Origin of the sequence: Micromonospora sp. WMMD961, from assembly GCF_029626145.1 — a bacterium.
Classification (GTDB): domain Bacteria; phylum Actinomycetota; class Actinomycetes; order Mycobacteriales; family Micromonosporaceae; genus Micromonospora.
Genome location: NZ_JARUBJ010000002.1, coordinates 852,471 through 878,103, shown reverse-complemented (window position 1 = coordinate 878,103; position 25,633 = coordinate 852,471). Strand labels below are relative to the sequence as shown.

At 72.3% G+C, this 25,633-nt stretch carries 24 protein-coding genes and 1 riboswitch; of the genes, 11 read left to right on the top strand and 13 right to left on the bottom strand.

Annotated elements, in window-relative coordinates; translation table 11 throughout:
* Positions 1–16 precede the first annotated feature (16 nt).
* From kdpA to O7614_RS04225, 3 genes are all read right to left on the bottom strand, one after another.
* On the bottom strand, positions 17–1,672 hold the full coding sequence (gene kdpA, locus O7614_RS04235; RefSeq protein ID WP_278137178.1) for a potassium-transporting ATPase subunit KdpA: 1,656 nt from the start codon (positions 1,670–1,672) through the stop codon (positions 17–19).
* Positions 1,672–1,761: a K(+)-transporting ATPase subunit F gene (gene kdpF, locus O7614_RS04230; protein ID WP_036390805.1), complete on the bottom strand. Its 90-nt coding sequence runs from the start codon at positions 1,759–1,761 to the stop codon at positions 1,672–1,674. Before kdpF ends, kdpA begins: the two co-directional genes overlap by 1 nt.
* A 437-nt stretch (positions 1,762–2,198) precedes the next feature.
* On the bottom strand, positions 2,199–3,239 hold the full coding sequence (locus O7614_RS04225; RefSeq protein ID WP_278137177.1) for an SAM-dependent methyltransferase: 1,041 nt from the start codon (positions 3,237–3,239) through the stop codon (positions 2,199–2,201).
* Between the two features lie 24 nt (positions 3,240–3,263).
* On the opposite strand from O7614_RS04225, the gene O7614_RS04220 reads away from it, so the two are divergent.
* On the top strand, positions 3,264–4,241 hold the full coding sequence (locus O7614_RS04220) for a zf-HC2 domain-containing protein (RefSeq protein WP_278137176.1): 978 nt from the start codon (positions 3,264–3,266) through the stop codon (positions 4,239–4,241).
* A 10-nt stretch (positions 4,242–4,251) separates the two neighbouring features.
* Here O7614_RS04220 and O7614_RS04215 read toward each other — a convergent pair whose 3' ends face one another.
* The gene (locus O7614_RS04215) at positions 4,252–4,896 is read right to left on the bottom strand and encodes a TetR/AcrR family transcriptional regulator (protein WP_278137175.1); all 645 of its coding nucleotides are present in this window, start codon (positions 4,894–4,896) and stop codon (positions 4,252–4,254) included.
* A gap of 580 nt (positions 4,897–5,476) precedes the next feature.
* Between O7614_RS04215 and O7614_RS04210 the strand changes: the two genes are divergently transcribed.
* Genes O7614_RS04210 through O7614_RS04195 form a run of 4 tightly spaced genes read left to right on the top strand, consistent with a single transcriptional unit; the run spans position 5,477 to position 11,199 of the window.
* Entirely contained in the window at positions 5,477–6,643 is a 1,167-nt protein-coding gene (locus O7614_RS04210) for an acyl-CoA dehydrogenase family protein (protein ID WP_278137174.1), read from the top strand.
* Positions 6,633–7,847 carry an acetyl-CoA C-acetyltransferase gene (locus tag O7614_RS04205; protein ID WP_278137173.1) on the top strand — a complete coding sequence of 405 codons (1,215 nt, stop codon included), beginning with the start codon at positions 6,633–6,635 and terminating at the stop codon, positions 7,845–7,847. Before O7614_RS04210 ends, O7614_RS04205 begins: the two co-directional genes overlap by 11 nt.
* 14 nt (positions 7,848–7,861) lie before the next feature.
* Positions 7,862–10,015 carry a 3-hydroxyacyl-CoA dehydrogenase NAD-binding domain-containing protein gene (locus tag O7614_RS04200; protein WP_278137172.1) on the top strand — a complete coding sequence of 718 codons (2,154 nt, stop codon included), beginning with the start codon at positions 7,862–7,864 and terminating at the stop codon, positions 10,013–10,015.
* Between the two features lie 56 nt (positions 10,016–10,071).
* Positions 10,072–11,199, top strand: a complete 1,128-nt coding sequence (locus O7614_RS04195; protein ID WP_278142143.1) for a CaiB/BaiF CoA-transferase family protein — start codon at positions 10,072–10,074, stop codon at positions 11,197–11,199.
* Here the strand turns inward: O7614_RS04195 and O7614_RS04190 are convergent, their stop codons facing one another.
* The gene (locus O7614_RS04190; protein WP_278137171.1) at positions 11,200–12,045 is read right to left on the bottom strand and encodes a cytochrome c oxidase assembly protein; all 846 of its coding nucleotides are present in this window, start codon (positions 12,043–12,045) and stop codon (positions 11,200–11,202) included.
* A 56-nt stretch (positions 12,046–12,101) separates the two neighbouring features.
* Positions 12,102–12,584, bottom strand: coding sequence for a DUF2243 domain-containing protein (locus O7614_RS04185; protein ID WP_278137170.1), 483 nt, complete (start codon positions 12,582–12,584; stop codon positions 12,102–12,104).
* Positions 12,585–12,894: 310 nt separating this feature from the next.
* On the opposite strand from O7614_RS04185, the gene O7614_RS04180 reads away from it, so the two are divergent.
* From O7614_RS04180 to O7614_RS04170, 3 genes are all read left to right on the top strand, one after another.
* On the top strand, positions 12,895–14,166 hold the full coding sequence (locus O7614_RS04180; protein ID WP_278137169.1) for a DUF2786 domain-containing protein: 1,272 nt from the start codon (positions 12,895–12,897) through the stop codon (positions 14,164–14,166).
* 148 nt (positions 14,167–14,314) lie between these two features.
* On the top strand, positions 14,315–14,671 hold the full coding sequence (locus tag O7614_RS04175) for a YciI family protein (protein ID WP_278142142.1): 357 nt from the start codon (positions 14,315–14,317) through the stop codon (positions 14,669–14,671).
* Positions 14,668–15,948: a DUF6596 domain-containing protein gene (locus tag O7614_RS04170; RefSeq protein WP_278137168.1), complete on the top strand. Its 1,281-nt coding sequence runs from the start codon at positions 14,668–14,670 to the stop codon at positions 15,946–15,948. The genes O7614_RS04175 and O7614_RS04170 overlap by 4 nt, the downstream gene beginning before the upstream one ends.
* 132 nt (positions 15,949–16,080) lie before the next feature.
* On the opposite strand, the gene O7614_RS04165 is transcribed toward O7614_RS04170, so the two are convergent.
* From O7614_RS04165 to O7614_RS04145, 5 genes are all read right to left on the bottom strand, one after another.
* Positions 16,081–16,290 (bottom strand): alpha/beta hydrolase, encoded by a 210-nt coding sequence (locus O7614_RS04165; RefSeq protein ID WP_278137167.1) that lies wholly within the window; start codon positions 16,288–16,290, stop codon positions 16,081–16,083.
* Between the two features lie 49 nt (positions 16,291–16,339).
* Positions 16,340–16,513, bottom strand: a complete 174-nt coding sequence (locus tag O7614_RS04160; protein WP_278137166.1) for a CsbD family protein — start codon at positions 16,511–16,513, stop codon at positions 16,340–16,342.
* Between the two features lie 74 nt (positions 16,514–16,587).
* Complete coding sequence (locus tag O7614_RS04155) at positions 16,588–18,843, bottom strand: heavy metal translocating P-type ATPase (protein WP_278137165.1); 2,256 nt, start codon at positions 18,841–18,843, stop codon at positions 16,588–16,590.
* A 12-nt stretch (positions 18,844–18,855) separates the two neighbouring features.
* Positions 18,856–19,017, bottom strand: coding sequence for a hypothetical protein (locus O7614_RS04150; protein WP_278137164.1), 162 nt, complete (start codon positions 19,015–19,017; stop codon positions 18,856–18,858).
* Positions 19,018–19,030: 13 nt separating this feature from the next.
* Positions 19,031–19,240, bottom strand: a complete 210-nt coding sequence (locus O7614_RS04145; RefSeq protein ID WP_278137163.1) for a copper ion binding protein — start codon at positions 19,238–19,240, stop codon at positions 19,031–19,033.
* A gap of 87 nt (positions 19,241–19,327) precedes the next feature.
* Between O7614_RS04145 and O7614_RS04140 the strand changes: the two genes are divergently transcribed.
* Positions 19,328–19,624: a metal-sensitive transcriptional regulator gene (locus O7614_RS04140; RefSeq protein ID WP_030329541.1), complete on the top strand. Its 297-nt coding sequence runs from the start codon at positions 19,328–19,330 to the stop codon at positions 19,622–19,624.
* A gap of 6 nt (positions 19,625–19,630) precedes the next feature.
* Here O7614_RS04140 and O7614_RS04135 read toward each other — a convergent pair whose 3' ends face one another.
* Positions 19,631–21,691 (bottom strand): heavy metal translocating P-type ATPase, encoded by a 2,061-nt coding sequence (locus O7614_RS04135; protein WP_278137162.1) that lies wholly within the window; start codon positions 21,689–21,691, stop codon positions 19,631–19,633.
* Between the two features lie 312 nt (positions 21,692–22,003).
* Here O7614_RS04135 and O7614_RS04130 point away from each other — a divergent pair, with 312 nt between their 5' ends.
* Both O7614_RS04130 and O7614_RS04125 read left to right on the top strand, forming a co-directional pair.
* A complete protein-coding gene (locus O7614_RS04130) occupies positions 22,004–23,374 on the top strand; it encodes a YibE/F family protein (protein WP_278137161.1) in 1,371 nt (456 codons plus the stop codon).
* 166 nt (positions 23,375–23,540) lie between these two features.
* Positions 23,541–23,671, top strand: a riboswitch (cyclic di-AMP (ydaO/yuaA leader).
* 4 nt (positions 23,672–23,675) lie between these two features.
* Entirely contained in the window at positions 23,676–24,695 is a 1,020-nt protein-coding gene (locus O7614_RS04125) for a hypothetical protein (protein WP_278137160.1), read from the top strand.
* A 56-nt stretch (positions 24,696–24,751) separates the two neighbouring features.
* Here the strand turns inward: O7614_RS04125 and O7614_RS04120 are convergent, their stop codons facing one another.
* Positions 24,752–25,465: a carbonic anhydrase gene (locus tag O7614_RS04120; protein ID WP_278137159.1), complete on the bottom strand. Its 714-nt coding sequence runs from the start codon at positions 25,463–25,465 to the stop codon at positions 24,752–24,754.
* Between the last annotated feature and the right edge of the window lie 168 nt (positions 25,466–25,633).

Below are 25,633 nucleotides of genomic sequence, written 5' to 3'. Positions count from 1 at the left end.
TCGTTCCTCATGATGGTCAGAGCCCCTCTGCCAGCGGGCCGAGCGCCAGCGCGGGCAGGAAGGTCAGCGCGACGAGGACCACCGTGACGCCGACGACCATCCCGATGAACAGGGGTCGGTGGGTCGGCAGGGTGCCCTCGGACGCGGGGGTGGGTGCCTGGCGGGCCAGCGAGCCGGCCAACGCGAGCACGAAGATGATCGGCAGGAATCGGCCGAGCAGCATGCACAACCCGAGCGCGGTGTTCCACCAGGCCGTGTTGACCGTGATGCCGGCGAACGCGGAGCCGTTGTTGTTGCTGGCCGAGGTGAAGGCGTACAGCACCTCGGAGAGGCCGTGCGGGCCGACGTTGAGCGCGGTGGAGTTGTTGCCGGTGGCGAAGGCGGCCGCCGTGCCGACGAGCACCAGGATCGGCGTGATCAGGAAGTAGAGCGAGGCGAACTTGATCTCTCGCGAGCTGATCTTCTTGCCCAGGTACTCCGGGGTGCGGCCGACCATCAGCCCGGCGATGAACACCGTGATCACGGCGAGGATGAGCAGGCCGTACAGACCGGCACCGACGCCACCGGGGGCGACCTCGCCGAGCATCATGTTGCCCAGCAACATTCCCCCGCCGAGCGAGGTGAACGAGTCGTGGAACGAGTTCACCGAACCGGTCGAGGTGAGCGTGGTGGCGGCGGCGAAGGTGGCCGAGTTCGAGACGTCGAACCGCACCTCCTTGCCCTCCATCGCCGCACCGACCGCCTGCGGCACCGTGCCGTGGCCGACCAGTTCGAAGGCGTTGGTGATGGCGATGCTGGCGAACGCCAGGATGCCCATCACCGCCGCGATGGCGTAGCCCTGCCGGTTCTGCCCGACCATCCGGCCGAACACCCGGGGCAGGCTGAACGGGATCAGCAGGAGCAGGAAGATCTCCAGCCAGTTCGTCCAGGTGGTGGGGTTCTCGAACGGGTGGGAGCTGTTGACGTTGTAGAAGCCGCCCCCGTTGGTGCCCAACTCCTTGATCACTTCCTGGCTGGCGACCGGGCCACCGGTGACGGTCTGGGTGCCGCCGGTCAGCGTGGTCACGTCGGTGCCACCGGACAGGTTCTGCACCACCCCGCCGATCATCAGGACGATGGCACCGAGGACCGCGATCGGCAGCAGGATACGCAGCACGATCCGGGTCAGGTCGACCCAGAAGTTGCCGAGCTGCCCGGTCCGGCTGCGGGCGAAGCCGCGGACCAGCGCCACCGCCACCGCGATGCCGACCGCCGCCGAGGCGAAGTTCTGCACGGCCAGGCCGGCCATCTGCACCAGGTGGCCCATGGTCGACTCACCCGAGTACCACTGCCAGTTGGTGTTGGTCACGAACGACACGGCGGTGTTCCAGGCACCGTGGGTCATCACCGGGTCCAAGCCCAGCGACAGCCACAGGTGGTTCTGCACCCGCTGGAACAGGTACAGGAACAGGATCGAGACCGCGGAGAACGCCAGCACACTGCGGGCGTACACGCCCCAGGTCTGCTCGGCGGCCGGGTTGACCCCGACCAGCCGGAAGATGCCCCGCTCGACCCGGGACTGCTTCGTGCCGGAGACCGCCCGGAACATGTAGTCGCCGAACGGCTTGTAGACGGCGACGAGGGCCGCCACCAGCGTCAGCACGAAAATGACGCCCGCTGTTGTCATGGTCATCAGAAGCGCTCCGGAAACAACAGGGCGAACACCAGGAACGCGCCCAGGACGATCGCGAGCACCAGACCGACGGCGTTGACCGCGTTCACAGCTTCTCCACCGCCCGGACCACCAGGGCGAGCACTGCGAACAGCGCCACCGTCAGGACCACGAACACCACGTCAGACACGCTGACTCCTCTTACCGGAAAGGTTCGCCGCGACCGCCTTCCGGTCGCGCCGGGCAATCAAAGCCCCACCACCCGCCGGACGGCAGGGGTCATAACGCGACCATGACGGAGGCGAACCTTTTCTTGACGTGGTTTTCACACCCGCTCACTGAACGGGTGAAATGCGACACAAGCCCCTCGGTGATCCGCAGGGGCAAGACCAGGTGTCCGCCCTTTGCTCTGCACCCGCGGAGGCGACACTCACGGTCTGTAGCTGGTGCCTCCGCGGGTGCAGAGCAAAGGGGACGCACGAGAGAGGCCATGCGCGACCCGGACGGGGTGGCGCACGGCGCGGCGCGGGCGGATCCGCGAGGCCGTTCAGGCCGGGCGGCGGGCCACCAGCACGTCCCGCATGATCGACTGGTCGACCCGGTGCCGCAGCGCGCGGTAGGGCTCGTCGTCGACCACGGTCAGACCGGCGTCGGCCAACGCCGCCGCCGCGTCGTCGCGGCCCGCGACGTGGGTGTTCCAGGAGATACCGAGCGCGCCGCCGGGCCGCAGCACCCGCGCCCAGACCGGCGCGGCGTCCGCGAGCAGCGCCAGCGGGTCGCGCGACAGACCCTGATCGGCGGTACGGCTGCCGTGCTGCACGCCGTACGGCGCGTCGGCGACGACCAGGTCGACGGTCTCCGGCCGGAAGAACTCGCCCGCGCGGGTGGTGTCGGCGTTGACCACGTCCAGCAACTGCGTGCGGCCCGCCTTGTGCTCCTCGCGGGTCGGCGCCAGCTCGACGCGGACCCGCCGGCCGACCACCTTGCGCTCGCGCCGCACCGGCCCCGATTCGAGCACCCGGTGCTTGACCCGCTTCTGCTTCAGCCAGGTGGTGATGAACGCCCGGTACGCCTCGACGTCCTTCTGGTCGCGCTCGATGCCGGCCGCGTCGAAGCCGTACATCAGCGCCTGGTTGAGGGTGGTGCCCCGGCCGCAGAGCGGGTCGAGCACCCGGAACCGCCGGCTGGTCAACTCGGTCGCCCAGTCCGAGGCGAGCAGGGTGACGTTGAGCAGCAGCTTGGTGAACTGCTCGTTGGTCTTGCCCGGGTACTTCTGGATGGTGAGCAGGTCGTCGTCGTAGCGGTCCAGCCGGCTCCACTCGACCGGGCGCAGCAGGTCGCCGACGATCTCGAACAACGCGTACCCGGCAGAGAGGTTGCCCAGGACGGCCAGGTCCCGCGCGGTCAGCCCGTCACCGGCGAACGTGACGTACGTCGCACCGCCGACCACCTCGGTGTCCAGCTCGCCGATCCGGCCGTCGAGCGCCGAACGGCCGAAGATCTCCAGCTCGGCCCGGGTGAGGTCGATGGCGGAGCGGGCGTACACCCGGTTGGTGGCGGGGAGGATCAGCAGGCCGTAGCGCGTCATGATCGGGCGAGTATTCCACAACGCGTGACGACCGCCGGGAACCGGAGCGACGCCCGGACCGACTACCCACACATGGGGTGTGAGCAGTGGCGGGAGATCCTGTCCGCGCAGCTGGACGGGGAGGAGACCGCCGCCGAACGGGCGGCGGCGCAGGGGCACCTGGACGGGTGCGCCGATTGCCGGGCCTGGTTCACGACGGCGGCTGCGGTGACGCGCCGCGTTCGTACCCGATTGGTCACCGACGTCCCTGACCGGACCGACGCGATCCTGGCCGCCATCGGCGGCGGTGTCGTGGCCGGCGCGAGCGTCGATGCCGGCACGGCGGCCGACGCCACGCCGCCGGCCCGCCGGTCGCGGTGGCGGCCCCACCTGCCGGGACGCGGCACCCTGGTCGTCGGGCTGCGCGCGGCGCTCGGCCTGCTCGGCGCGGTGCAGTTGGTGCTCGGCCTGTCCCAGGTGGGCCGGGGAGCGACCGCCGACCACCTGCACGCCGCCGGCCAGCACCTGTGGCACGAGTCGGCCGCCTGGAACGTGGCGGTCGGGGCCGGCTTCCTCTTCGTGGCGGTACGCCGCACCCCGCCGGCGGGTCTGCTGCCGATGCTCAGCGCATTCGTCGGCACGTTGCTACTGCTCTCGGTCAACGACCTGGCCACCGGGTCGGTGAGCGCGGAACGGCTGGTCAGCCACGGCTTCCTGGTGGTCGGCTACCTGATCACCGTGCTGCTGTCCCGGCCCGGCCTACGCCCCGGTGGGCCCGCCCCGCAGCGGCAGCCGGGACCGTCCCGCTGGCGGTTCGGCGCCGACGAGGTGGATCGGCCGCTGCGGTTGGTCCGCCCCGAGTCGTACCCGGCCCAGGCCGCCGACCGATTCGCCGCCCCGGCAGCGCAGTTCGGGCCAGCCGCCGCGGCGTCGCACGTCGGTGCGACCACTCCGGCGGCTCGAGGCGGACGGGTCGGCAGGGCGGCTCGTGCCGGGCGGGCCGACGAGCGACATGCGGCCTGATCGGGGCCGCTCAGCTCTGCGGGCGTGCCGGCCCGCCGTCGGCGATGACCTGCGGGATGACCTGTTCGACGATGGCCAGCAGGGTGGTGGTGAGCAGCAGGTGCACCTGGTCACGGGTCAACGCGCCGCGCTGTAGCCACTCCCGGGCGGTCGACGTCGCCAACCCGCAGTACGCCCGGACCATGCCGCGAAGTTCTTCGTGGTGCGCGGCTTGGCCGGCCAGCCCGACGGCGACGAGCATGCGGTCCGCGGCGACCTCCTCGGCCTCGGCCAGCACCCGCTCCACGTCGGCATCCCCGCCCATCCCCCGGGCGGTGACCGCCGCCAACCAGGAGGTGCTGTGCCGGGACACCACGTCGAGGAACCAGGTGACGCTGGCGTCGACCCGGGTCCGCAGGTCCCCCCTGGGTAGCCGCTCCACTGCCACCTCAGGAATGGTCACCATGACCCGGACGACCTCCAGGTAGAGGTCCTTCTTCGTGCCGAAGTAGTGGTTGACCAGGCCCCGGGCGACACCGGCCTCGCGGGCGACGTCGGTGGTCGACACGTCCGCGTACGGCCGCTCGCCGAACAACCGGACCGCACAGGCCAGGATCTGGCCGCGCCGGGCGTCCGGCTCCAACCGGCGGCGGCGGGGAGCCGTCTCGACACTCATCTGCCCGACCCTATCGGCAGCTCACCGCGTCGCCCTCGTCGTCAGGCACCGCCGCTGCTGTCCGTAACCGCTCACCGCGCGTCCTAGCGACGCCGAACCACGTGCCGTCCCAGGTGGCGCCCCGTGCACAGCGCAGCGCTGCCTCCAATCCCCCGACCCGCTCCCGCAACCACGCCAACTCCGTCGCCTGATCCATCCGCACCCCTCTCCGACCACGCCCACGCTGCCCAGGTCGCTCGCCCCGCGGCTGCATCGTCGTGTCCACCCTCACCCGTTCGGAAGGACTGCGCACCCATGACACATCTATCGGGACTTCCCCTTGACACATGTCTCGGGACAGCACTGTTAGCGCGTAACGGAAACTGTCCAAGATCTCCGCGCCCACAGCCTCGGGGCACCACAACCCCCTGATCGACGATGCCCGGGCCAGGTGCGAATGAGTTCGTGCTGGCGCGCCGGACCCAGGCCCAGCGGTCCCGGGCGGCGGTTCCCGACACCCCGACGTGTGCGCGGCCACCGGGGCCCGGGAGCTGATCACGACTTATTGACATGCCGTCAACAGGACGCGAGGGTGGTGCTCATGCCGACGCCCCCACCCGACGGTCCACCCTCGCCCTGGCGGAAGCCGGAGCACGGCGACCTCGCCGAGCTGGCCCGCACCTTCTTCACCAAGGAGGTGCTGCCGCACACCGAGCGCCTGCTGGCACAGGGCCACCCGGATCGTGAGCACTACCGGCGCGCCGGTGAGCTGGGGTTGCTCGGCCTGTCCGTCCCGGAGGAGTACGGCGGCGGTGGCGGCGACTTCACCCACGAGGCCGTGCTGCTGCACGAGCAGGCGTACACCGGGGAGAGCAGCCTCGGGCTGGCCGTCCACAGTGGGATCGTCACCGGCTACCTGGCGGCGTACGGCAGCGAGGAGCAGAAGCGACGCTGGCTGCCCGGCCTGTGCAGCGGCGAGCTGGTCGGCGCGATCGCCATGACCGAGCCGGACGGCGGCTCCGATCTTCAGGCGATGCGGACCCGGGCGATCCGCGACGGGGACGACTACCTGGTCACCGGCGCGAAGACGTTCATCACCAACGGTGGCCTGGCCGACCTGATCATCGTGGCGGTGAAGACCGACCCGGAGCAGCGGGCAGCCGGGGTCTCACTGCTGGTCTGCGAGGTGGGTGGCGACCCGGATGGCTTCCGCCGGGGCCGACTGCTTGCCAAGATCGGGTTGCACGGCAACGACACGGCGGAGCTGTTCTTCGACGAGTTCCGGGTGCCGGCGGCCAACCTGCTCGGCGGGGCCGAAGGGCTGGGCTTCATCCAGCTCATGCAGCAGCTCCCGCAGGAACGGCTGGTCATCGGTGTCGGCGCGGTCGCGGCGATGGAGCGGGCGGTCGCGCTCACCGTCGCGTACGCGAAGGAGCGCACCGCCTTCGGCAAGCCGCTGATGGGCCACCAGAACACCCGGATGGTGCTCGCGGAGTGCGCCACCCGTACCCGGGTCAGCCGGGTCTTCCTGGACGACTGCATCGTCCGGCACAGCCGCGGCGACCTGGACGTGGCCACCGCCGCGATGGCGAAGTCCTGGCTCACCGACGGGCAGTGCGAGGTCGTCGACCGGTGCCTGCAGATCTTCGGTGGCTACGGCTACACGACGGAGTACCCGATCGCCCGGATGTACGCCGACGCCCGGGTGCAGAAGATCTACGGCGGCACCAACGAGATCATGAAGGAGCTGATCGCCCGTGCCCTCTGAGGCGTACGTCTACGACGCGGTCCGCACCCCGCGCGGACGCGGCCGGGACACCGGCGCGCTGCACGGGGTCAAGCCGATCTCGCTGGTGGTGGGCCTGATCGACGCGGTGCGCGAGCGCAATCCCGGCCTGGACGTCGGCCGGCTGGAGGATCTGCTGCTCGGCATCGTCACCCCGGTCGGCGAGCAGGGCGGTGACCTGGCGCGGGCCGCCGCGCTGCTGGCTGGGCTGCCCAACGAGGTGGGCGGGGTGCAGCTCAACAGGTTCTGCGCCTCCGGGTTGGAGGCGGTCAACTCCGCCGCCGCACGGATCCGCTCCGGTTGGGAGCATCTGCTGCTGGCCGGTGGGGTGGAGTCGATGTCCCGGGTGCCGCTGGGCTCCGACGGCGCGGCCTGGGCCACCGACCCGCAGACCGCGCTGGCCACGTCGTTCGTGCCGCAGGGCGTCAGCGCCGACCTGATCGCGACGCTTGAGGGTTTCACCCGCGACGACGTGGACGGTTACGCGCTGCGCTCGCAGGAACGGGCCGCCAAGGCGTGGGCCGGGGGGTACTTCGGCAGGTCGGTGGTGCCGGTCCGGGACGGCAACGGGCTGGACATCCTCACCGTTGACGAACACCCGCGCCCGGAGACGACCCGGGAGGCGCTGGCCCGGCTCACCCCGTCCTTCGCCACGATCGGCGAGGCGGCCGGCTTCGACGCTGTCGCGTTGCAGAAGTTCCACTGGTTGGAGGCGATCGAGCACGTCCACCACGCCGGCAACTCGTCCGGCATCGTGGACGGTGCGGCGCTGGTGCTGCTCGGCTCCGAGCAGGTCGGCCGCGACCTCGGCCTCACTCCGCGCGCCCGGATCGTCGGCGCTGCGGTCAGCGGGGCGGACCCGACGCTGATGTTGACCGGCCCGATCCCGGCCACTCACAAGGCGCTCGCCGCCGCCGGACTGACAGTCGACGACATCGACCTGTTCGAAATCAACGAGGCGTTCGCGGCGGTGGTGCTCAAGTACGTCCGTGACCTGGGCCTCGACCCGGACCGGGTGAACGTCAACGGTGGCGCGATCGCTCTCGGCCACCCGCTCGGCGCGACCGGAGCGATGCTGCTCGGTACGGCGTTGGACGAGTTGGAGCGCCGCGACCTGCGCCGCGCCGTGGTGACCCTCTGCATCGGCGGCGGCATGGGCGTCGCCACCGTTATCGAGCGCTGCTGACCCGGAGGACGACCATGACCGACACCATCCGGTACGACCGCGGCGCCGACGGCGTCGTCACGCTCACCCTCGACGACCCCACCCAGTCCGCGAACACCATGAACCGGGCGTACGTCGCCTCGATGAGCGCGGTGCTGGACCGGCTGGAGGCCGAGCCCGACCTCGCCGGAGTCATCGTGACCAGCGCGAAGTCGACGTTCTTCGCCGGCGGTGACCTGCCGGAGATGATCCGGGCCACCCGCGAGGACGCGCCCGCGCTGGCCGACCTGCTCGGCACCATCAAACGGGACCTGCGCCGGCTGGAGATGCTGGGCCGCCCGGTGGTCGCGGCGGTGAACGGCTCGGCGCTCGGCGGCGGCCTGGAGATCGCGCTCGCCTGCCACCACCGGATCGCGCTGGACGTGCCCGACAGCCGGCTCGGGCTACCCGAGGTGACCCTGGGCCTGCTGCCCGGGGCCGGCGGCGTCACCCGGACCGTACGGATGCTCGGCCTGGCGGGTGCGCTGACCACCGTGCTGCTCACCGGCCGACGGATGCGCCCGGGCGACGCCCTGGCCGCCGGGATCGTGGACGAGGTGGTCGCCACCGAGGCGGAGCTACTGGACCGGGCCCGGGCCTGGATCGCGGCCAACCCGCAGCCGAAGCAGCCGTGGGACCGGCCGGACTACCGGATGCCCGGCGGCAGCCCGTCCAGCCGGTCGCTGGCCGCCCAGTTGCCCGCCTTCCCTGCCACCCTGCGCAAGCAGCTCAAGGGGGCCCGGCTGCCCGCGCCCGAGGCGATCCTGGCCGCCGCCGTCGAAGGCGCACAGGTCGACCTGGAGACCGCCCTGGCCGTGGAGACCCGGCACCTGATCGGCCTGCTCACCGGGCAGGTCGCCAAGAACATGATCGGGGCGTTCTTCTTCGACCTGAAGGCCGTCAACGGCGGTGCCGCCCGACCGTCAGTGGACGTTGCGCCGGTGCGCCGGGTGGCGGTGCTGGGCGCGGGCATGATGGGCGCGGGCATCGCGTACGCCTGCGCCGGCGCCGGTATCGACGTGGTGGTCAAGGACGTCACGGCGGAGGCCGCCGGGCGGGCCCGGGAGCACGCCGAACGGCTGCTGGCCCGCAAGGTCCGTAAGGGCCGGGCCTCCGAGGCGGACGCCCGCGCGGTGCTGGACCGGATCGCCACCACCGACCAGGTGGACGCCCTCGCCGGCTGCGACGCGGTCATCGAGGCGGTCTTCGAGGACCCGGCGCTCAAGAAGGCCGTGTTCGCCGAGGTGCTGCCGGTGTTGGCACCCGGCGCGCTGATCGCCTCCAACACGTCCACCCTGCCGATCACCGGGCTGGCCGAGGGAGTGGACCGGCCGGCCGACTTCATCGGCATGCACTTCTTCTCCCCGGTGGACCGGATGCCACTGCTGGAGATCGTGGTCGGCGAGCGCACCGGCGACGCCGCGCTGGCCCGCGCGTTCGACCTGGGTCGGCGGATCGGCAAGACCCCGATCGTGGTCAACGACGGGCGGGGCTTCTTCACCAGCCGGGTGATCGGCCAGTTCATGGACGAGGCGATCGGAATGGTCGCCGAGGGCGTCCCCGCCGCGTCGGTGGAGCAGGCCGCGCTGCAGGCCGGCTACCCGACCGGGCCGCTCGCGCTGGCCGACGAGGTGAGCCTCACCCTGGTCCAGCGGATCCGCCGCCAGTTCGAGGCGGCCAGCGAGGAGTTCCGGCCGCTGCCGGCGCACCGGCTCGTGGACGAGCTGGTCGACGCGTACGACCGGCCGGGGCGCGGAGCCGGGCGGGGCTTCTACGCGTACGAGGAGGGCACCCGGGGACGGTTGTGGCCCGGCCTGGCCGACCTGATCACCGACGCGGGACGGGCGGTGCCGTTCACCGACCTGCAGGAGCGGATGCTCTTCGCCGAGGCGCTGGACGCGCTGCGCTGCCTCGACGAGGGCGTCCTGCGTACCGAGACCGACGCCAACATCGGCTCGATCTTCGGCATCGGCTTCCCGGCGTGGACGGGAGGCGTGATCCGCTACGTCCGGCAGTACGCGGGCGGTCCGGCCGGCTTCGCGGCCCGCGCCACCGAGTTGGCCGACCGCTACGGTGACCGGTTCAGGCCGCCCGCCGACCTGGTCGACCGGCTCGCCGCCCGTACCGCCGAACCGGTCGGCGTCGCGTGACGGCGCCCTGGCCGAGCCCCGGCGGATCCACGGCGGACGACGGCCCGGGCACCGCAGTGCGCGGTGGGCCGCTGGCCGGGGTGCGGGTGGTCGAGCTGGCGAGCCTCGCGCCCGCGCCGTTCGGGTGCATGGTGCTCGCCGACCTGGGCGCGGACGTGGTGCGGGTGGACCGGCCGGGCGCTCCGGGAGCGGGCCGGCTGGCCGCTCCGACCGGCGGCCCGTTGCAGCGCGGTCGGCGGATCACCACGCTGGACCTGAAAACCCCGGACGGGGTGGCGGACCTGTTACGGCTGACCGATCGGGCGGACGTGCTGGTCGAGGCGTACCGGCCGGGGGTGGCCGAGCGGCTCGGCTTCGGCCCGGAGGTGTGCCAGGCCCGCAACCGCCGGCTGGTGTACGCGCGGATGACCGGCTGGGGCCAGGACGGCCCGCTGGCCGCCCGAGCCGGGCACGACATCGACTACATCGCGGTCGCCGGGGCGTTGGAGCCGCTGGGACGCGCGGGTGAGCGCCCGTACGCGCCGATGAACCTGCTCGGCGACTTCGGCGGGGGCGGCATGTTGCTCGCCGTGGGCGTGCTGGCCGCCCTGTTGGAGCGGGAGCGTTCCGGCACCGGCCAGGTGGTCGACGCGGCGATGGTGGACGGCTCGGCCCTGCTCACCTCGTTCCTGCACGGGCTGCTCGACAGCGGGCTGTGGGCCGCACCGCGCGGGCGCAACATGTTCGACGGCGGGGCGCCGTTCTACGACACGTACGCCACCTCGGACGGTGGATTCATGGCTGTCGGCGCTATGGAACCGGCCTTCTACGCCGTACTCCTGGCCGGCCTCGACCTCGCCGACGACCCGGGCCTGCCCGCGCAGTACGACCCGAGCGGCTGGGACGAGCTGCGGCGACGGTTCACCGAGCGGTTCGCCGAGCGCACCCGGGACGAGTGGACGGCGGTCTTCGCCGACCTGGACGCCTGCGTCGCGCCGGTGCTCGCTCCCGGCGAGGCGCACCGGCATCCGCACAACGCCGCCCGGGACACCTTCGTCGAGGTGGGTGGTGAGATCCAGCCGGCACCTGCGCCGCGCTTCGACCGGACGCCGACAACGCGCCCGACCCCAGCCCCCGACCCAGAACGAGACGCGCAACCCGTCGACGACATCCTGACCGGGTGGCCCCCGCGCCCGCCAGGTTGATCAAGAGCTTTGCGTCAGGGAATCGTCCTGTGGTGACGCAAACCTCTTGATCAACCGCCTCGGGGGGCGGACCGGGCGGCGGGTGCGGTGGGCGTACCAGGTGGCGAAGAGGGCTACCGCCAGGAGGAGTTCGGCCAGGTCGCCGCCGTAGTACATGAGTTGGGCGGCCGACTGGAACTCCACCGGATCGCGGTCGACCAGGCCGGGTGGGAGCGTTTCGGCGTGCGCGTACAGATACTTGGCCAGCACTGAGTGACCGGCCGCCGCACCGATCTGCGCGCCGACCCGTACGGCGAGCCCGGGGCGTCGGGGCGCCGGGTCCGGTCCGACCAACGACCAGGCGAACAGGTACCCGGCGGCCAGGTAGTGCAGGTGCAGCGCGTGGTGCAGGACCGGCTGACGCTCGGCCACCGCATACAGCGCAGTGAGCAGCACCAGCGCCAACCCACCGGTGCTCAGCAGCGCGGCGGTGACCGGATGGGCGAGCAGGTGCAGGGGCCGGGCGCGCAGAAGCCGACCCACCGTCCGGCGTACCGGCGGCGGGGAGACCCGCAGCAGCAGCGTCACCGGGGCGCCGAGTACCAGCCCGAGCGGAGCGAGCATGCCGAGCAGCAGGTGTTGCGCCATGTGCCCGCGCGGATCGTCGGACAGTCGGCCCAGCGGCCCCACGGCGACGGCCAGCAGGGCGCAGCCGACCAGCCACGCGATGGTACGCCGGTGGTCCCAACCACGCGGGTCGCGGACGGCGGCCAGCAGGTAGACGCCCGCCAGCAGCACGACCGGGAACAGCGGCGACCAACCCGGCCCCTCCGCCGCGTGCCCGCCGTGCGCCAGTTGTGGCGGCACGGGCCAGCCCGATCCGTTCGCCGCAGGCCCGCCGTGCGCGAGCACCGCCGGGCACGTCATCGATTGCCGTTGCCGGGCCGGCGGGACCGGGCCCGCACCAGCACCGCGACGCCGGCCAGCAGCAGCACCGCTCCGGCCACGTTCCAGACCAGGTCGTACGGAACCAGGTGTACGCCGTAGCGGATCTGGTGCAGCCGGAGCACCTTGTGGTCGACCAGCCCGTCGAAGAGCTGGAAACCTCCGGCACCGAGCAGGAAGCCACCCCAGGTCAGCCGGGTCGACAGCGCACCCCGTCGGCGCAGGTCGGCGAACCAGAAGAATCCGCCGACCAGGGCGACCACCTCGGCGGCGTGCAGCAGCCCGTCGGAGAGCAGCGCGACCGACGGCGTCGACCGGTCGTAGAAGTGGTGCCAGGCGAGTAACTGGTGGAAGACGATCTCGTCCACGGCCGCCATGATCGCGACGCCGATCAGGACACCGGCCAGGACGGACGCGCGCACGTCGACGGTGCCTGCCCTCGGCATGCTCGAATCGGCCATCACACACCTCGCGTCATGTCGGTTAGCCGGCAAATACCCCAAACCAGATGAGCCATGCCATGACCCGCTCGCGCCGAGGACCGAAGGCCACGGTCGCCCCAGGTCGGCGCTGTTACGTGATCCCCCCGGCGAGATACCGGCACTTCCGGGACCTGGTGTCGATCACACGCCGGCCGGGAAGGCAGGGCCGGGCAACCCGGGTAGATGCCCGTTTCACCGCTCCGACATCGCTCGCGGCATGATCATGGGACCTGTCGGGGCAGCACATGGGACCTGTCGGGGCAGCAGAGGTCAGAACCGAGGAGAGGAGGTGCCCGTGCCGGATGCGGACGAACTCGTCGCCAACGCGCTCGCGGCGGTGCGCGGCACCGACGTACGGCAGGCCGAACGACAGCTCGACCACCTGATGGTCGGCACCGGCGCGGCGGACGGCACCGCGGCGGTGGACGCCGCGTTGCTGCGCCGCCTGGTCCGCGGTCTGAGCCGACTCTGGCCGCGCGGCTGGCAGCCCGTCGACGTGGACCGGATCACCGGCCGGCGGCTCGACGCCCGTGCGGCGCGGCTGGTCCGTGCCGCGATGGCCGCCCAACGGCGTGCGCAGGCCGAACCGGTCCCCGCCTGGTGGGACGACCAGCTACGCGAGCTGACCGCCGACGCCCGCGACGACGACCACTACGTGCTGGCCGCCTGGACCACTGCGGAGGGCCTGGACCGGGCCGACGCGCTCCGGACCGCCGTGGACACCCTCGCGCTGGTGGAGAGCCTGCCGCCGATCGCGGTGCTGCGCCCGCCGCCGGGCACGACCGGCGCGGTGACCGCCCGACCGGCAAGAGCGGCCCGCAGCGGGTCGCCGATGCTCGACCGGGTACGGGCGTTGCTGGCCAAGGCCGAGTCGACCACCTTCCCGGCCGAGGCGGAGGCGTTGACCGCCAAGGCGCAGGAGCTGATCGCCCGGCACAGCATCGACGAGGCGCTGCTGGCGGCCGGCGCGGAGCGCGGCGACCTGCCGGGCGGGGTACGCCTGAGCACCGACACCCCGTACGCGGGCGCGAAGGCGCTGCTGGTGCAGGAGGTGGCGGCGGCGAACCGGTGCGAGGCGGTCTGGTCCGACGACCTCGGCTTCACCACCGTGCTGGGTTGGCCGGCCGATCTGGTCGCGGTGGAGTTGCTCTACACCTCGCTGCTGGTCCAGGCCACGGCCGCGATGCTGCGTGGACGCGCCGAGCGGCGCTCGGGGGCGGGACGGCGGACGAAGGTGTGGGACGAGTCCTTCCTCAACGCGTTCGCGCTGCGGATCGGCGAGCGGCTGCGGACGGCCACCGAGGCGGCGACCGACGCGGCGGACCGGGCGGCGGCCGAGACGGCCGGGGCGGAGCGACTGTTGCCGGTGCTCGCCGCACGGGGTGAGGCGGTCCGGGAACGGCTGGACACGCTCTTCCCCGGCGTCACCCGGCACCGGCTCAGCGTCCGGGACGCCGAGGGCTGGTCCTCCGGCACGTCGGCGGCAGACCGGGCCTCGTTGGACGTCGGCGGCGGGCGCAAGCAGCCCCGACAGGTACCCGGCCGGCCCGATCGCCGCTGACCCGACCGGCGTGGGACCACCACCGGCGAAGATATCTGCGATTTTCTTCGGTACGCCGTAGGGAACGGGTTGTCGGCTCCGACCCTCCGGTGAGCCGCGCCCCGACCGGGGGTGCGACCGAGGTCTGAGGAGCACCGCTGTGAAGTACATGCTGCTGATCTGGAACCGGCCCGGCTTCACCGAGGAGCTGACCGAGCAGGACCGCACCGCCCTCTTCGGCGAGGTCGACGAGATCATGAAGGAGCTGACCGAGACCGGCGAGCTGGTCGACGGGCAGGCGCTGGCCAACCCGTCGCAGACGTTGACGGTCCGGCAGATCGACGGCAGCACCGAGGTCGTCGACGGGCCGTTCATGGAGAGCAAGGAGCAGTTCGCCGGTTACCTGACCGTGGACTGCGACAGCCCGCAGCGGGCCGCCGAGATCGCCGCCCGGTGGCCGGACGTACGCTTCGGCGGCGCGATGGAGGTCCGCCCCGTCATGGAGCAGGCCGGGACGGAGATGTGACCGAGGACCGGACGGTCGAGGATCTGCTGCGAACCCTCGCGCCGCAGGTCCTCGGCCTCCTGGTCCGCCGGCACGGCCAGTTCGACAGGTGCGAGGACGCGGTCCAGGAGGCCCTGCTCGCCGCCGCGACGCAGTGGCCCGGGCAAGGCGTACCGGACAGTCCCCGCGCCTGGCTGCTCACCGTGGCCACCCGCCGGCTCACCGACGAGTGGCGCAGCGAGAGCGCTCGCCGGGACCGCGAGGTGGCGGTGACGCTGCGCGAACCGGCGTACGCCGGGGTGTCGCCGCCTGCCGACGCGGAACCGGCGGTGCCGGACGCCGACGACACGCTGACCCTGCTCTTCCTCTGTTGCCACCCGGCGCTGACCGGATCGGCGCAGGTGACGCTCACCCTGCGCGCGGTCGGCGGTCTCAGCACCGCCCAGATCGCCCGGGCGCACCTGGTGCCCGAGGCGACGATGAGTCAACGGATCCGCCGCGCCAAGCAGCGGATCGAGGCCGCCGGTGCCCGGTTCACCATGCCCGAGCCGGCCGAGCGGGACGAGCGGCTGCGGTCGGTGCTCCGGGTGCTCTACCTGATCTTCAACGAGGGGTATACCGCGTCCAGCGGGCCGGACCTGCACCGGGGCGACCTGACCGGCGAGGCGATCCGGCTGGCCCGCATCCTGCGCGGGCTGCTGCCGGACGACGGCGAGGTGACCGGGCTGCTGGCGCTGATGCTGCTGACCGACGCGCACCGGGCGGCCCGGCTCGGCCCGGACGGGGAGTTGGTGCCCCTCGCCGAGCAGGACCGCACCCGGTGGGACGCCGCCGCCATCGCGGAGGGGATCACGTTGATCACGGAGGCGTTGACCTGGTCGCCGCCCGGCCCGTACCAGCTCCAGGCGGCGATCGCCGCGGTGCACGCCGAGGCGTCGACGGCGGCGGAGACGGACTGGCGGCAGATCGTCGCGCTCTACCGGCTGCTGGCCCGGATCGCCCCGAACCCGATGGTCACCCTCAACCAGGCGGTGGCGGTGGCCATGGTGGAGGGCCCTCGGGCCGGGCTCGACCTGCTCACCGCGCTGGACGCCGACGAGCGCACCGCCGGGCACCACCGGCTCGCCGCCGTACGTGCGCACCTGCTGGAGCTGGCCGGTGAACCCGGGGCGGCGCGGGACGCGTACCTGGCGGCGGCACGCGGCACCACGAGCCTGCCCGAGCAGCGCTACCTGGAGCTGCGGGCCGCCCGCCCGACGGGGACCCGCGCTCCTCAGGGCGGCGCCCTGGACGAGTAGGTCCTCACCCCGGCTGGGGCTTGGGCGCGCCCGACGGTGACCGTCGGTCACCTGCACTCGTCGGGCGCCACCCGCCGCAGCTGACCACACCGCAGGCCGCCGGGGGTTCCGCGACGGCCGGCGGGCGGGCGGTCAGACTTCGGGCTCGACGGCCGGGCAAACGGCGTCCCGAGCCGGCACCACCAGGTCGATCAGGTAGGCGTCGACGGTCTGCTGCACGCACGGGCTGCTGCTGTAGCTGCCGTGCCCCCACCCCTGGTAGGTGAGCAGCACGCCGTGCCGGCCCAACTGCCGGGCCACGTTACGAGCCCAGCCATAGCCGCTCGCCGGGACACGCAGCACGCCGGGTCGGTGAGAGATCACCGACCCGGCGTGCGGGGTACGTCGTACGTCAGCTCTTGAAGGCGTCCTTAATCTTCTCGCCGGCCTGCTTGAGCTTGGCCGTGGACTGGTCAGCGCGACCCTCGGCCTCGAGCTGCTCGTTGTCGGTGGCCCGACCGGCGCCTTCCTTCAGCTTGCCGGCCGCGTCCTCGCTGGCGTTGTTGATCTTGTCGTCGAAACCCATCGTCAACCTCCATCGCTAGCGTCGCTACGACATCAGCAATACCCCCGCCGTCACCGGTCCAACCATTACCGCCATCACAGTCCGCTGTCGGCGGCCGCCGACCGGAATCGGCGCAGCCGCAGACTGTTGGCCACCACGAAGACCGAGGACAGCGCCATGGTGGCACCGGCGATCATCGGGTTGAGCAGACCGGCGGCGGCCAACGGCAGGGCGGCCACGTTGTAACCGAACGCCCAGAACAGGTTGCCCCGGATGATGCCGAGCGTGCGTCGGGACAACCGGATGGCGTCCACCGCGGCGTCCAGGTCACCCCGGACGAGAGTGAGGTCGGACGCCTCGATCGCCACGTCGGTGCCGGTGCCCATGGCCAACCCGAGGTCGGCCTGGGCCAGCGCCGGGGCATCGTTGACCCCGTCACCGACCATCGCCACCGACCGCCCCTCGGCCTGAAGCCGCTTGACCACGTCGACCTTGCCGGCCGGCAACACCTCGGCGATCACCTCGTCGATGCCCACCTCGGCCGCGACCGCTCTGGCCACTGCGGTGTTGTCCCCGGTCAGCAGGACCGGAGTGAGCCCCAGCGCACGCAGCCGGGCGACCGCCGCCCGGCTGGTCGGCCGGACCACGTCGGCAACCGCGAGCACGCCGCGGGCCCGCCCGTCCCAGCCAGCGACGATCGCCGTCCGGCCGGCGGCCTCCGCCTCGCTGACAGCCCACTCGACCTCCGGCGGTACGTCGACCTGCCGCTCGCGCAACAGCCGGGCGCGGCCGACCAGCACGACCCGACCGTCCACGGTGCCGGTCACGCCCAACCCTTCGAGGTTGCGGAAGCCGTTCACCGGAGGCAGCGCACCGGCCTCGGCGGCACCCGTGGCGACCGCTCGGGCGATCGGGTGCTCGGAGGCGGCTTCCACCGCGCCGGCGAGCCGGAGCAGCTCGGCCCGGTCCTCCCCGCTCGCCGGCACCACATCCACCAGCGTCATCCGGCCGGTCGTGACGGTGCCCGTCTTGTCCAGCACGACGGTGTCCACCCGGCGGGTCGACTCCAGGACCTCCGGCCCCTTGATCAGCACACCGAGCTGCGCTCCCCGACCGGTGCCGACCAGCAACGCCGTCGGGGTGGCCAGGCCGAGCGCACAGGGGCAGGCGATGATCAGCACGGCCACGGCGGCGGTGAACGCCGCGGTCGGGCCCGCTCCGGTGCCGAGCCACCAGCCGAGGGTGCCGACGGAGAGCGTGATGACGATCGGCACGAAGACACCGGAGATCCGGTCCGCCAACCGCTGCACCGCCGCCTTGCCGCTCTGCGCCTGCTCGACCAGGTCGGCCATCCGGGCGAGTTGGGTGTCCGCACCGACCCTGGTCGCGGTGACGATCAGCCGCCCGCCCGCGTTGATGGTGGCACCGACCACACGGTCACCGGGGCCGACCTCGACCGGCACCGACTCACCGGTGAGCATGCTGGCGTCGACGGCGGAGGTGCCCTCGTCGACCACCCCGTCGGTGGCGATCTTCTCCCCGGGGCGGACCACGAACCGGTCGCCGACGGCGAGCCGGTCCACCGGGATCAGGCTCTCCACCCCGTCGCGCAGCACCGCCACCTCGCGGGCGCCGAGTTCGAGCAGGGCCCGCAGGGCCGCGCCCGCGGTGCGCTTGGATCGCGCCTCGAAGTAGCGTCCGGCCAGGATGAACACCGTCACCCCGGAGGCCGCCTCCAGGTAGATGTTGCCGGTGCCCTCGGTGCGGGTGATGTCGAGGCGGAACGGGTGCGTCATCCCGGGCATCCCGGCGTCACCGAGGAACAGCGCCCAGAGCGACCAGCCGAACGCGGCCAGCGTGCCGAGCGACACCAGGGTGTCCATCGTCGCCGCGCCGTGCCGCAGGTTCGTCCAGGCGGCCCGGTGGAACGGCAAGCCACCCCAGACCACCACCGGGGCGGCCAGGGTCAGCGACAGCCACTGCCAGTAGTCGAACTGCCAGGCCGGGACCATGGCCAGCAGCACCACCGGCACGCTCAACGCCACCGAGACCCAGAGCCGCGTACGCGGACCCTGTAGCGGGTCCACCGAGTGCTCCTCGATCGGTGGGCTGGGCAGCGCCGCCGTGTAGCCGGTCTTCTGCACGGTGTCGATGAGGTCGTCCGGGGTGACCCCGTCGACGAACCGGACGGTGGCCTTCTCGGTGGCGTAGTTGACGGTCGCGCTCACGCCGTCCATCCGGTTGAGCTTCTTCTCGATCCGGGCGGCGCAGGCGGCGCAGGTCATGCCGCCGATCGCCAACTCGATCCGGTTCGGTGCCTCGGGTAGCGGTCTACTGCTGGTGGTGGTCATCGTCTTTTCCCGTCAGTTGTGCCCGTGCCCGGGGGTGCCGTGGGCGGCGCCCCCGGTCGGCTCGCCGGGGACGGTCACGTCCACACCGAGGGTCAGCGGCTCGCCCCCGGTCGGGGCGAAGTCGGCGAAGGCCCGCCACTGCCCGACGCCGGCCAGCCTCGTCACGGTGCGCATGGCGGCCCTCCGATCACGCGTCGACGAGGTGGTAGCCGGCCTCGTCGACGGCGGCCCGGACCGCCTCGGTGTCCAACGGCTGGTCGCTGTCGACGGTGACCCGGCCGGCGGCGAGGTCGACCTGGACGTCGTGCACCCCGGCGATGGCACCGACCTCGGCGGCGACCGCGCTGACGCAGTGCCCACAGGTCATGCCCTGCACCTGGTACGTCGTGTTGACCATCGAACGTCTCCTTACCGATACCGGGTGGGGGTATCCCACCGGAAGCGACCGTACCATACCCCCCGGGGGTAGGCTATCCTGGTCGGCATGACCGCACCCACCCCGATCCGCGGGTACACCGCCAGCAAGGACCAACTGCTCGCGCGACTCCGCCGCGTCGAGGGGCAGGTCCGCGGCATCGAGAAGATGGTCGACGACGACCGCTACTGCATCGACGTGCTCACCCAGATCTCCGCGATCCAGGCCGCCCTCGACAAGGTGGCGCTCGGGCTGCTGGACGGGCACGCCCGGCACTGCATGCACGAGGGGGCGGCCGAGGGCCGGGCCGACGAGATGGCCACCGAGATGATGGCGGCGGTCGGCCGGCTGATGAAGCGCGGCTGACGACTCTCAGTCCGCGTCGAGACGGACCCGGCGGAGCAACTGCGCGTTGAGCGCCACCACGATGGTGGACGCGGACATCAGCACCGCCGCCAGCGCCGGGCTCAACGCCACACCGGCCCCGGCCAGCACCCCCGCCGCCAGCGGCAGCGCCACCACGTTGTAGCCCGCCGCCCAGGCCAGGTTCTGTCGCATCTTGCGGTACGACGCCCGGGAGAGCCGGACCACGGCCCCCACCCCGCGCGGGTCCGACGACGCCAGGACCACCCCGGCGGACTCGATCGCCACATCGGTGCCCGCGCCGATCGCGACGCCGACGTCCGCCCGGGCCAACGCCGGTGCGTCGTTCACCCCGTCGCCGACCATCGCCACGGTCAGCCCTCTCCGTTGCAGGTCGGTCACCCGGTCGTCCTTCTCCGCCGGCAGCACCTCGGCGAAGACCTCGTCGACGCCGGGCCGGAAACCGAGTTCGGCCGCGACCGCCTCGGCCACCGGCCGGGCGTCACCCGTGATCATGGCGATGGTCCGGACGCCCTCGGCACGCAGCTCGTCGACGGCCCGCCGAGCCTCCGGGCGCACCTCGTCGGTCAGCGCGAACGCGCCGAGCACGGTCTCCGGCAGCCGCACCAGGTGTAGCACCGCAGCCCCCCGCGCCGACCACCGCCCGGTCGCCGCCTCCAGCTCAGTCGGGAGGGACAGGCCCAGTTCCCGCAGCAGGGCCGCACCGCCGACCGCGTACTCCGTGCCGTCGACCGTCGCCCGCACGCCGCGGCCCGGCAGCGACCGGAACCCGGCGGCCGGGAGCGGGCCGGCGGACCCGGCCGCCGCCACGATCGCCCGGGCCAGCGGATGCTCGCTGTCCGACTCGACGCCCGCCGCGATCCGCAGCACCTCGTCCTGCTCGACACCCGGCATCGTCACCGTGTCGGTCACCACGTGCTCGCCCCGGGTCAGCGTGCCGGTCTTGTCGAAGAGCACCGCACCGACGCTCCGCATCCGCTCCAACGCCAACCGGTCCTTGACCAGGATCCCGGACCGCGCGGCCAACGCGGTGGAGAGCGCGACGACGAGAGGGATGGCCAGACCCAGCGCGTGCGGGCAGGCGATCACCAGCACGGTGACCGCGCGAACCACCGCCTCGTCGGGGCGACCGAGCGCGGTCCAGACCAGCACGGTCAGCACGGCGGTGCCGGTGGCCACGTAGAACAGCGCGGCGGCGAACCGGTCGGCCAGTAGTTGAGCCCGTCCGCCGGAACCCTGGGCCTGCGCGACCATCCGTTGGATGCCGGCAAGCGCGGTCTGCTCACCCAGCGCCTCGACGCGGACCCGGATCGCCGAGTCGGTCGCCACGGTGCCGGCCACCACCCGCTCACCCGTCGACCGGGCGACCGGCCGTGACTCACCGGTGATCATCGACTCGTCCAGCTCGGCGGCGCCGTCGACGACCCGACCGTCCGCCGGCACCCGACCGCCCGGGCGGACCAGCACCACGTCACCGACCCGCAGGCCGGACACCGGCACCGCCTCGACCTGCCCGTCCGCCGCGACCCGCTCGGCCTCGTCCGGCAACAACGCGGCCAGCGCCGCGAGTGCTCCCCGGGCCTGCCCGATGGCCTTCATCTCCTGCCAGTGCCCGAGCAACATGATGGTGACCAGCGCTCCCAACTCCCACCAGAAGTCCAGGTCGAAGGCACCCACGCTGGTCGCCAGTGACGCCGTGTAGGCCACGGTGATCGCCATCGCGACCAGCAGCATCATTCCGGGTGCCCGGTCCCGCACCTCCCGCACCGCACCGACGAGGAACGGCCAACCGCCCCACCAGAACACCACCGAGCCGAGCACCGGGCCCACCCAGGAGCGACCGGGAACGTCCCAGCTCAGACCCAACTGGTCCGACACCAGGCGGCTGCTCAGGACCACCGGGACGGTGAGAGCCAGGCAGACCCAGAAGCGACGGCGGAACATCCCGGGATCGTGTCCGGCGTGCTTGTCGTGCCCGGCGTGCTCGTCGTGCTGCGACGGCGCGGCCGGGGCGTGCCGTCCAGGGTCGTGCGGTGACGGTACGGGCATGTCTCCAACATGCCGGTCCGGGAACCTCCCCGCGCGCGGTTCGACCACCGACACTCCGTCACGACCTGCGATCTCCCAGCCTCCCTGGTTAGCATTCCCCACGATGACCCCCCGTAGACCGAGGCACGAACAGGCACCGGCGCCGCTTCGCGGCGGCGTCGCGGCTGGCCGTTCGGGCCCGGCGCTGACCGTCCGTGATCAAGCGGTCGTCAGCCGGCGAACGGTCGCGTTCTTCCACCGGGTTTCGACAGTGACGGTGAACCGACCGGCCCACTGACACGTACCCCGCACCGGATCGTTGGGAGTCTCACAGTGGGTTCCGACCACACCCGTCCCGCTCCGTCCGCCCCGCCCCGGGTCCGACGGATCCTCGTCATGACCGTGGTGCCCCTCTTCGTCGCCACGGTGCTCGCGGCCGTGCTCCTCTGGCCGCGCGGCGGCTCGCCACAGTCCGACGGCGGGGCGGACGTGCCGCGCTACCCCGGCACGGTGACCCGGGTGGTGACCGAGCCGTGCCCGCCGACGCCGTCGACACCCGAGGGCACACCGCGCGTCGGCGACGGGCGCTGTGGCACTGTCGACGTCCGCGTGGACGACGGACCGTCGGCCGGCCAGCAGGTACGCACGCCGGTGCCGGACGGGCCCGGAGCGCCCCGGGTCGAGGTCGGCGACGAGATCATCCTGGTGGAGCTGACCGACCCCACCGATCCCACCATCAGCAACTGGAACATCGCCGAGCACCAGCGGGGCACCCCGCTGTTGTGGTTGGCGGTGGTCTTCGCCGCCGCGATCGTCGCGTTCGGTCGGTGGCGGGGCCTGGCCGCGCTCGCCGGGCTGGCCGCCAGCTTCGCGATCCTGCTCACCTTCGTGCTGCCGGGCATCAGCGCGGGGAGGTCGCCCCTGCTGGTCGCCGTGGTCGGCGCCGCTCTGATCATGTTCGTGGTGCTCTACCTGACGCACGGGGTCACCGCACAGACCTCGGTCGCGGTGCTCGGGACCCTGGGCAGCCTGGTGTTGACCGGCGTGCTCGCCACCATCGCCACCGCCGCGACCCACCTCACCGGTTTCGGCAGCGAGGAGGCCACCACCCTCTCGATGTTCCAGGGCGACGTGGACCTGCACGGCCTGCTGCTCGCCGGAATCATCATCGGATCGCTCGGGGTGCTCGACGATGTCACGGTCACCCAGGCGGCCACCGTCACCGAGCTGGCGTACGCCAACCCTGGGCTGACCCGGTTGCAGCTGTACCGTGCGGCAACCCGGGTCGGTCGAGCGCACATCGCGTCCACTGTCAACACCATCGTGCTGGCGTACGCGGGCGCGTCGCTGCCGTTGTTGCTCCTGCTCACCGCCGACGCGCGGCCGATCGGGCAGATCCTGACCAGCGAGTTCCTCGCCCAGGAGATCGTCCGCAGCGCGGTCGCCACCCTCGGCCTGATCGCCGCGGTGCCGCTGACCACCGGGCTGGCCGCAATGGTGACCGCCGCCGGTCGCACCGACACCACGTCGCCCGCCGACGCTCCCGCCCCGCGACCGCAGACGGACCGGGCGGAGGCACTGGCCGCACTGATCTCACCGCGAACGGGTCACCCCGACGAGTCGGACCCGACGCGGACCTCACCCCCATCCACCGCCGCCGACCGGTGGCCGGAGCCGAACAGGAGCACGGATACGACATGGTGACACTCCTCAGCGTGACCAGATCGGGCCTCCACCCTGAGAACCACGTCACTGGTCACTCAACGCTATGGCGAAATGACACTTTTGGTCGGCATCCAGGCATAGCTCAGCCGGTCGACTCTCGGGTAACCTCGCTGCCGGTCACCGATGAAGGCGCGAAGCGGCGCCTGCGGTGCCACCGCCCAATCGCCAACCGGCGAGCCGGGGACCCAGTTACGTGGGGTGAATCCGCGTCAGCGGTAGGGGCCACTTCCGCCCCGAACCCGTCAGCTAACCCGGTCGGCGGTCGACGGAAGGGAACATTGTGACGGCACCCCTACGCCGCTGGTTGACACCCGTGGTGGCCGTGATCGCCGCACTGACCATGCTCGCCGGGCCCCTCCCGGCCCACGCCGCCCCGACGACTCCCACCCCGTCCGGGCACGAGGAGGACGACGAGCCGCAGCTGCTCACCGACGTCATCGAGCAGGCCAACCGCGACTACTCCGCAGCCAAGTCCCAACTGGACAAATCCAAGAAGCGGCAGGGTGAGCTGGCGCAGGAGGTCGATCGGGCCCAGGCCGACCTGGACGCGTTGACGCCGCAGGTCGGGCAGATCGCCGCCCAGTCGTACCGGACCGGCCGCATCGGCGCGCTCGCGGTGCTGCTGGAGAGCGAGGCTCCCGACTCGTTCGTCCAGCGCGCCTCACTGCTCGACGAGCTGAACATGGTGCACGAGAAGAAGCTCGCCGAGGTCAACACGGTGAAGGCCCGCGCCGAGCAGGCCAAGCTGGCCCTCGACGCGGAGGTCCGCGAGCAGCAGAAGCAGACCGCCCTGATGGCGAAGCGGAAGAGCGAGGCGGACAAGGCGCTCTCCCTCGTCGGCGGCAAGGGCTTCACCGGCGGCCTGGTGGACGCCACCTCGAAGGTTGCCAAAATCGGCCCGGGTCGCACCGCCGACGGTGACTGGAAGCCGCAGTCGTGCAGCGAGAAGGACCCGACCACGTCCGGTTGCGTCACGCCCCGCACGTTGCACGCGTACAAGGAGGTCAGGGCGGCCGGCTTCAACCGGTTCGTCGGCTGCTACCGCTCCGGCGGGCCGTGGGAGCACCCGAAGGGCCGCGCCTGCGACTGGTCGCTGCAGAAGAGCGGCTTCGCCCCGTGGCACAACGACGACACCCGGAAGTACGGCAACAATGTCGCCGCCTTCCTCATCCGTAACGCCGACCGGCTGGGCATCTACTACGTGATCTGGAACCGGCAGATCTGGTTCCCGGCGACCGGCTGGAGTTCGTACAGCGGGCCGTCGAACCACACCGACCACGTCCACATGTCGCTGCTCTGACCCGCCGGATCCTCGACGCGAGGGCCGTTCCGCTTCGCGGGGCGGCCCTCGTCGCGTCAGGCGGCGGCAGGCGCGGCCGGGTCGGTGGCGAGGGTCGTGAAGCCGGCCGGCACCGCGGCCACCGGGCGTGCCTCTCCAGCGGCGAGCCGGTACGACACACCCACTACCGCGCACCGCCCCTGCGCCACCTCGTCGGCCAGCACGGGCGACTGCCCGAGCAGGGTCTCGACGGTCTGTGCGATGTGGATGTCCACGATGCCGTCGATGTCCTGCACACCCTCGGCCTCGGCCCGGCGCAGACTGGGCAGCACGGCGTCGACCACCGCGGGCAGGTGGCCCGGCGGTCGGGTGCCGGTCGCTGCGGACTCCCGGGCCGCCTGCACCGCGCCGCACGAGTCGTGTCCGAGCACCACCACCAGCGGGGTGCCGAGCACAGTCACCGCGTACTCCACGCTGCCGAGCACCTCCGGGCCGGCGGTGTGGCCGGCGGTACGGACCACGAACAGATCACCCAGCCCGCGATCGAAGATGATCTCGGCGGCCAGGCGGGAGTCGGAACAGCCGACGATCACCGCGAACGGGTGCTGCCCGTCGGCCACGGCGGCCCGGCGCCCGGCGTCCTGGTTCGGGTGGCGAGGGGCACCGTCGACGAAGCGCCGGTTACCGGCGACCAACTCGGCGTACGCCCGGACCGGCTCGCTCAGCGCGGGTGCCCGGTCGGTGGTCCGCTGCAGCCCTGGCTGCCCGCCGATCGTTCCGGAATGACTCATTCCCCGCACCTCGTCTCGACGCATCTGACCTGGTCAAACGGCTTCAGGCGGGCCGGCGGCGAGCGCTGGCTCGGGGTCCACCGTCACACGCACCGAAAGACGCGTCAAGGGATGCGTGATATAGATTTCATACGTTGACCCCGACACGACCCGTGGGCGACGCTACGA

Coding starts and splice junctions, on each gene's coding strand:
- kdpA (WP_278137178.1), bottom strand. CDS start 1,672: ATGACCATGACAACAGCGGGCGTCATTTTCGTGCTGACGCTGGTGGCG.
- O7614_RS04225 (WP_278137177.1), bottom strand. CDS start 3,239: ATGACGCGCTACGGCCTGCTGATCCTCCCCGCCACCAACCGGGTGTAC.
- O7614_RS04215 (WP_278137175.1), bottom strand. CDS start 4,896: ATGAGTGTCGAGACGGCTCCCCGCCGCCGCCGGTTGGAGCCGGACGCC.
- O7614_RS04210 (WP_278137174.1), top strand. CDS start 5,477: ATGCCGACGCCCCCACCCGACGGTCCACCCTCGCCCTGGCGGAAGCCG.
- O7614_RS04200 (WP_278137172.1), top strand. CDS start 7,862: ATGACCGACACCATCCGGTACGACCGCGGCGCCGACGGCGTCGTCACG.
- O7614_RS04185 (WP_278137170.1), bottom strand. CDS start 12,584: ATGGCCGATTCGAGCATGCCGAGGGCAGGCACCGTCGACGTGCGCGCG.
- O7614_RS04175 (WP_278142142.1), top strand. CDS start 14,315: ATGCTGCTGATCTGGAACCGGCCCGGCTTCACCGAGGAGCTGACCGAG.
- O7614_RS04160 (WP_278137166.1), bottom strand. CDS start 16,513: ATGGGTTTCGACGACAAGATCAACAACGCCAGCGAGGACGCGGCCGGC.
- O7614_RS04155 (WP_278137165.1), bottom strand. CDS start 18,843: ATGACCACCACCAGCAGTAGACCGCTACCCGAGGCACCGAACCGGATC.
- O7614_RS04150 (WP_278137164.1), bottom strand. CDS start 19,017: ATGCGCACCGTGACGAGGCTGGCCGGCGTCGGGCAGTGGCGGGCCTTC.
- O7614_RS04145 (WP_278137163.1), bottom strand. CDS start 19,240: ATGGTCAACACGACGTACCAGGTGCAGGGCATGACCTGTGGGCACTGC.
- O7614_RS04140 (WP_030329541.1), top strand. CDS start 19,328: ATGACCGCACCCACCCCGATCCGCGGGTACACCGCCAGCAAGGACCAA.
- O7614_RS04135 (WP_278137162.1), bottom strand. CDS start 21,691: ATGCCCGTACCGTCACCGCACGACCCTGGACGGCACGCCCCGGCCGCG.
- O7614_RS04120 (WP_278137159.1), bottom strand. CDS start 25,465: ATGAGTCATTCCGGAACGATCGGCGGGCAGCCAGGGCTGCAGCGGACC.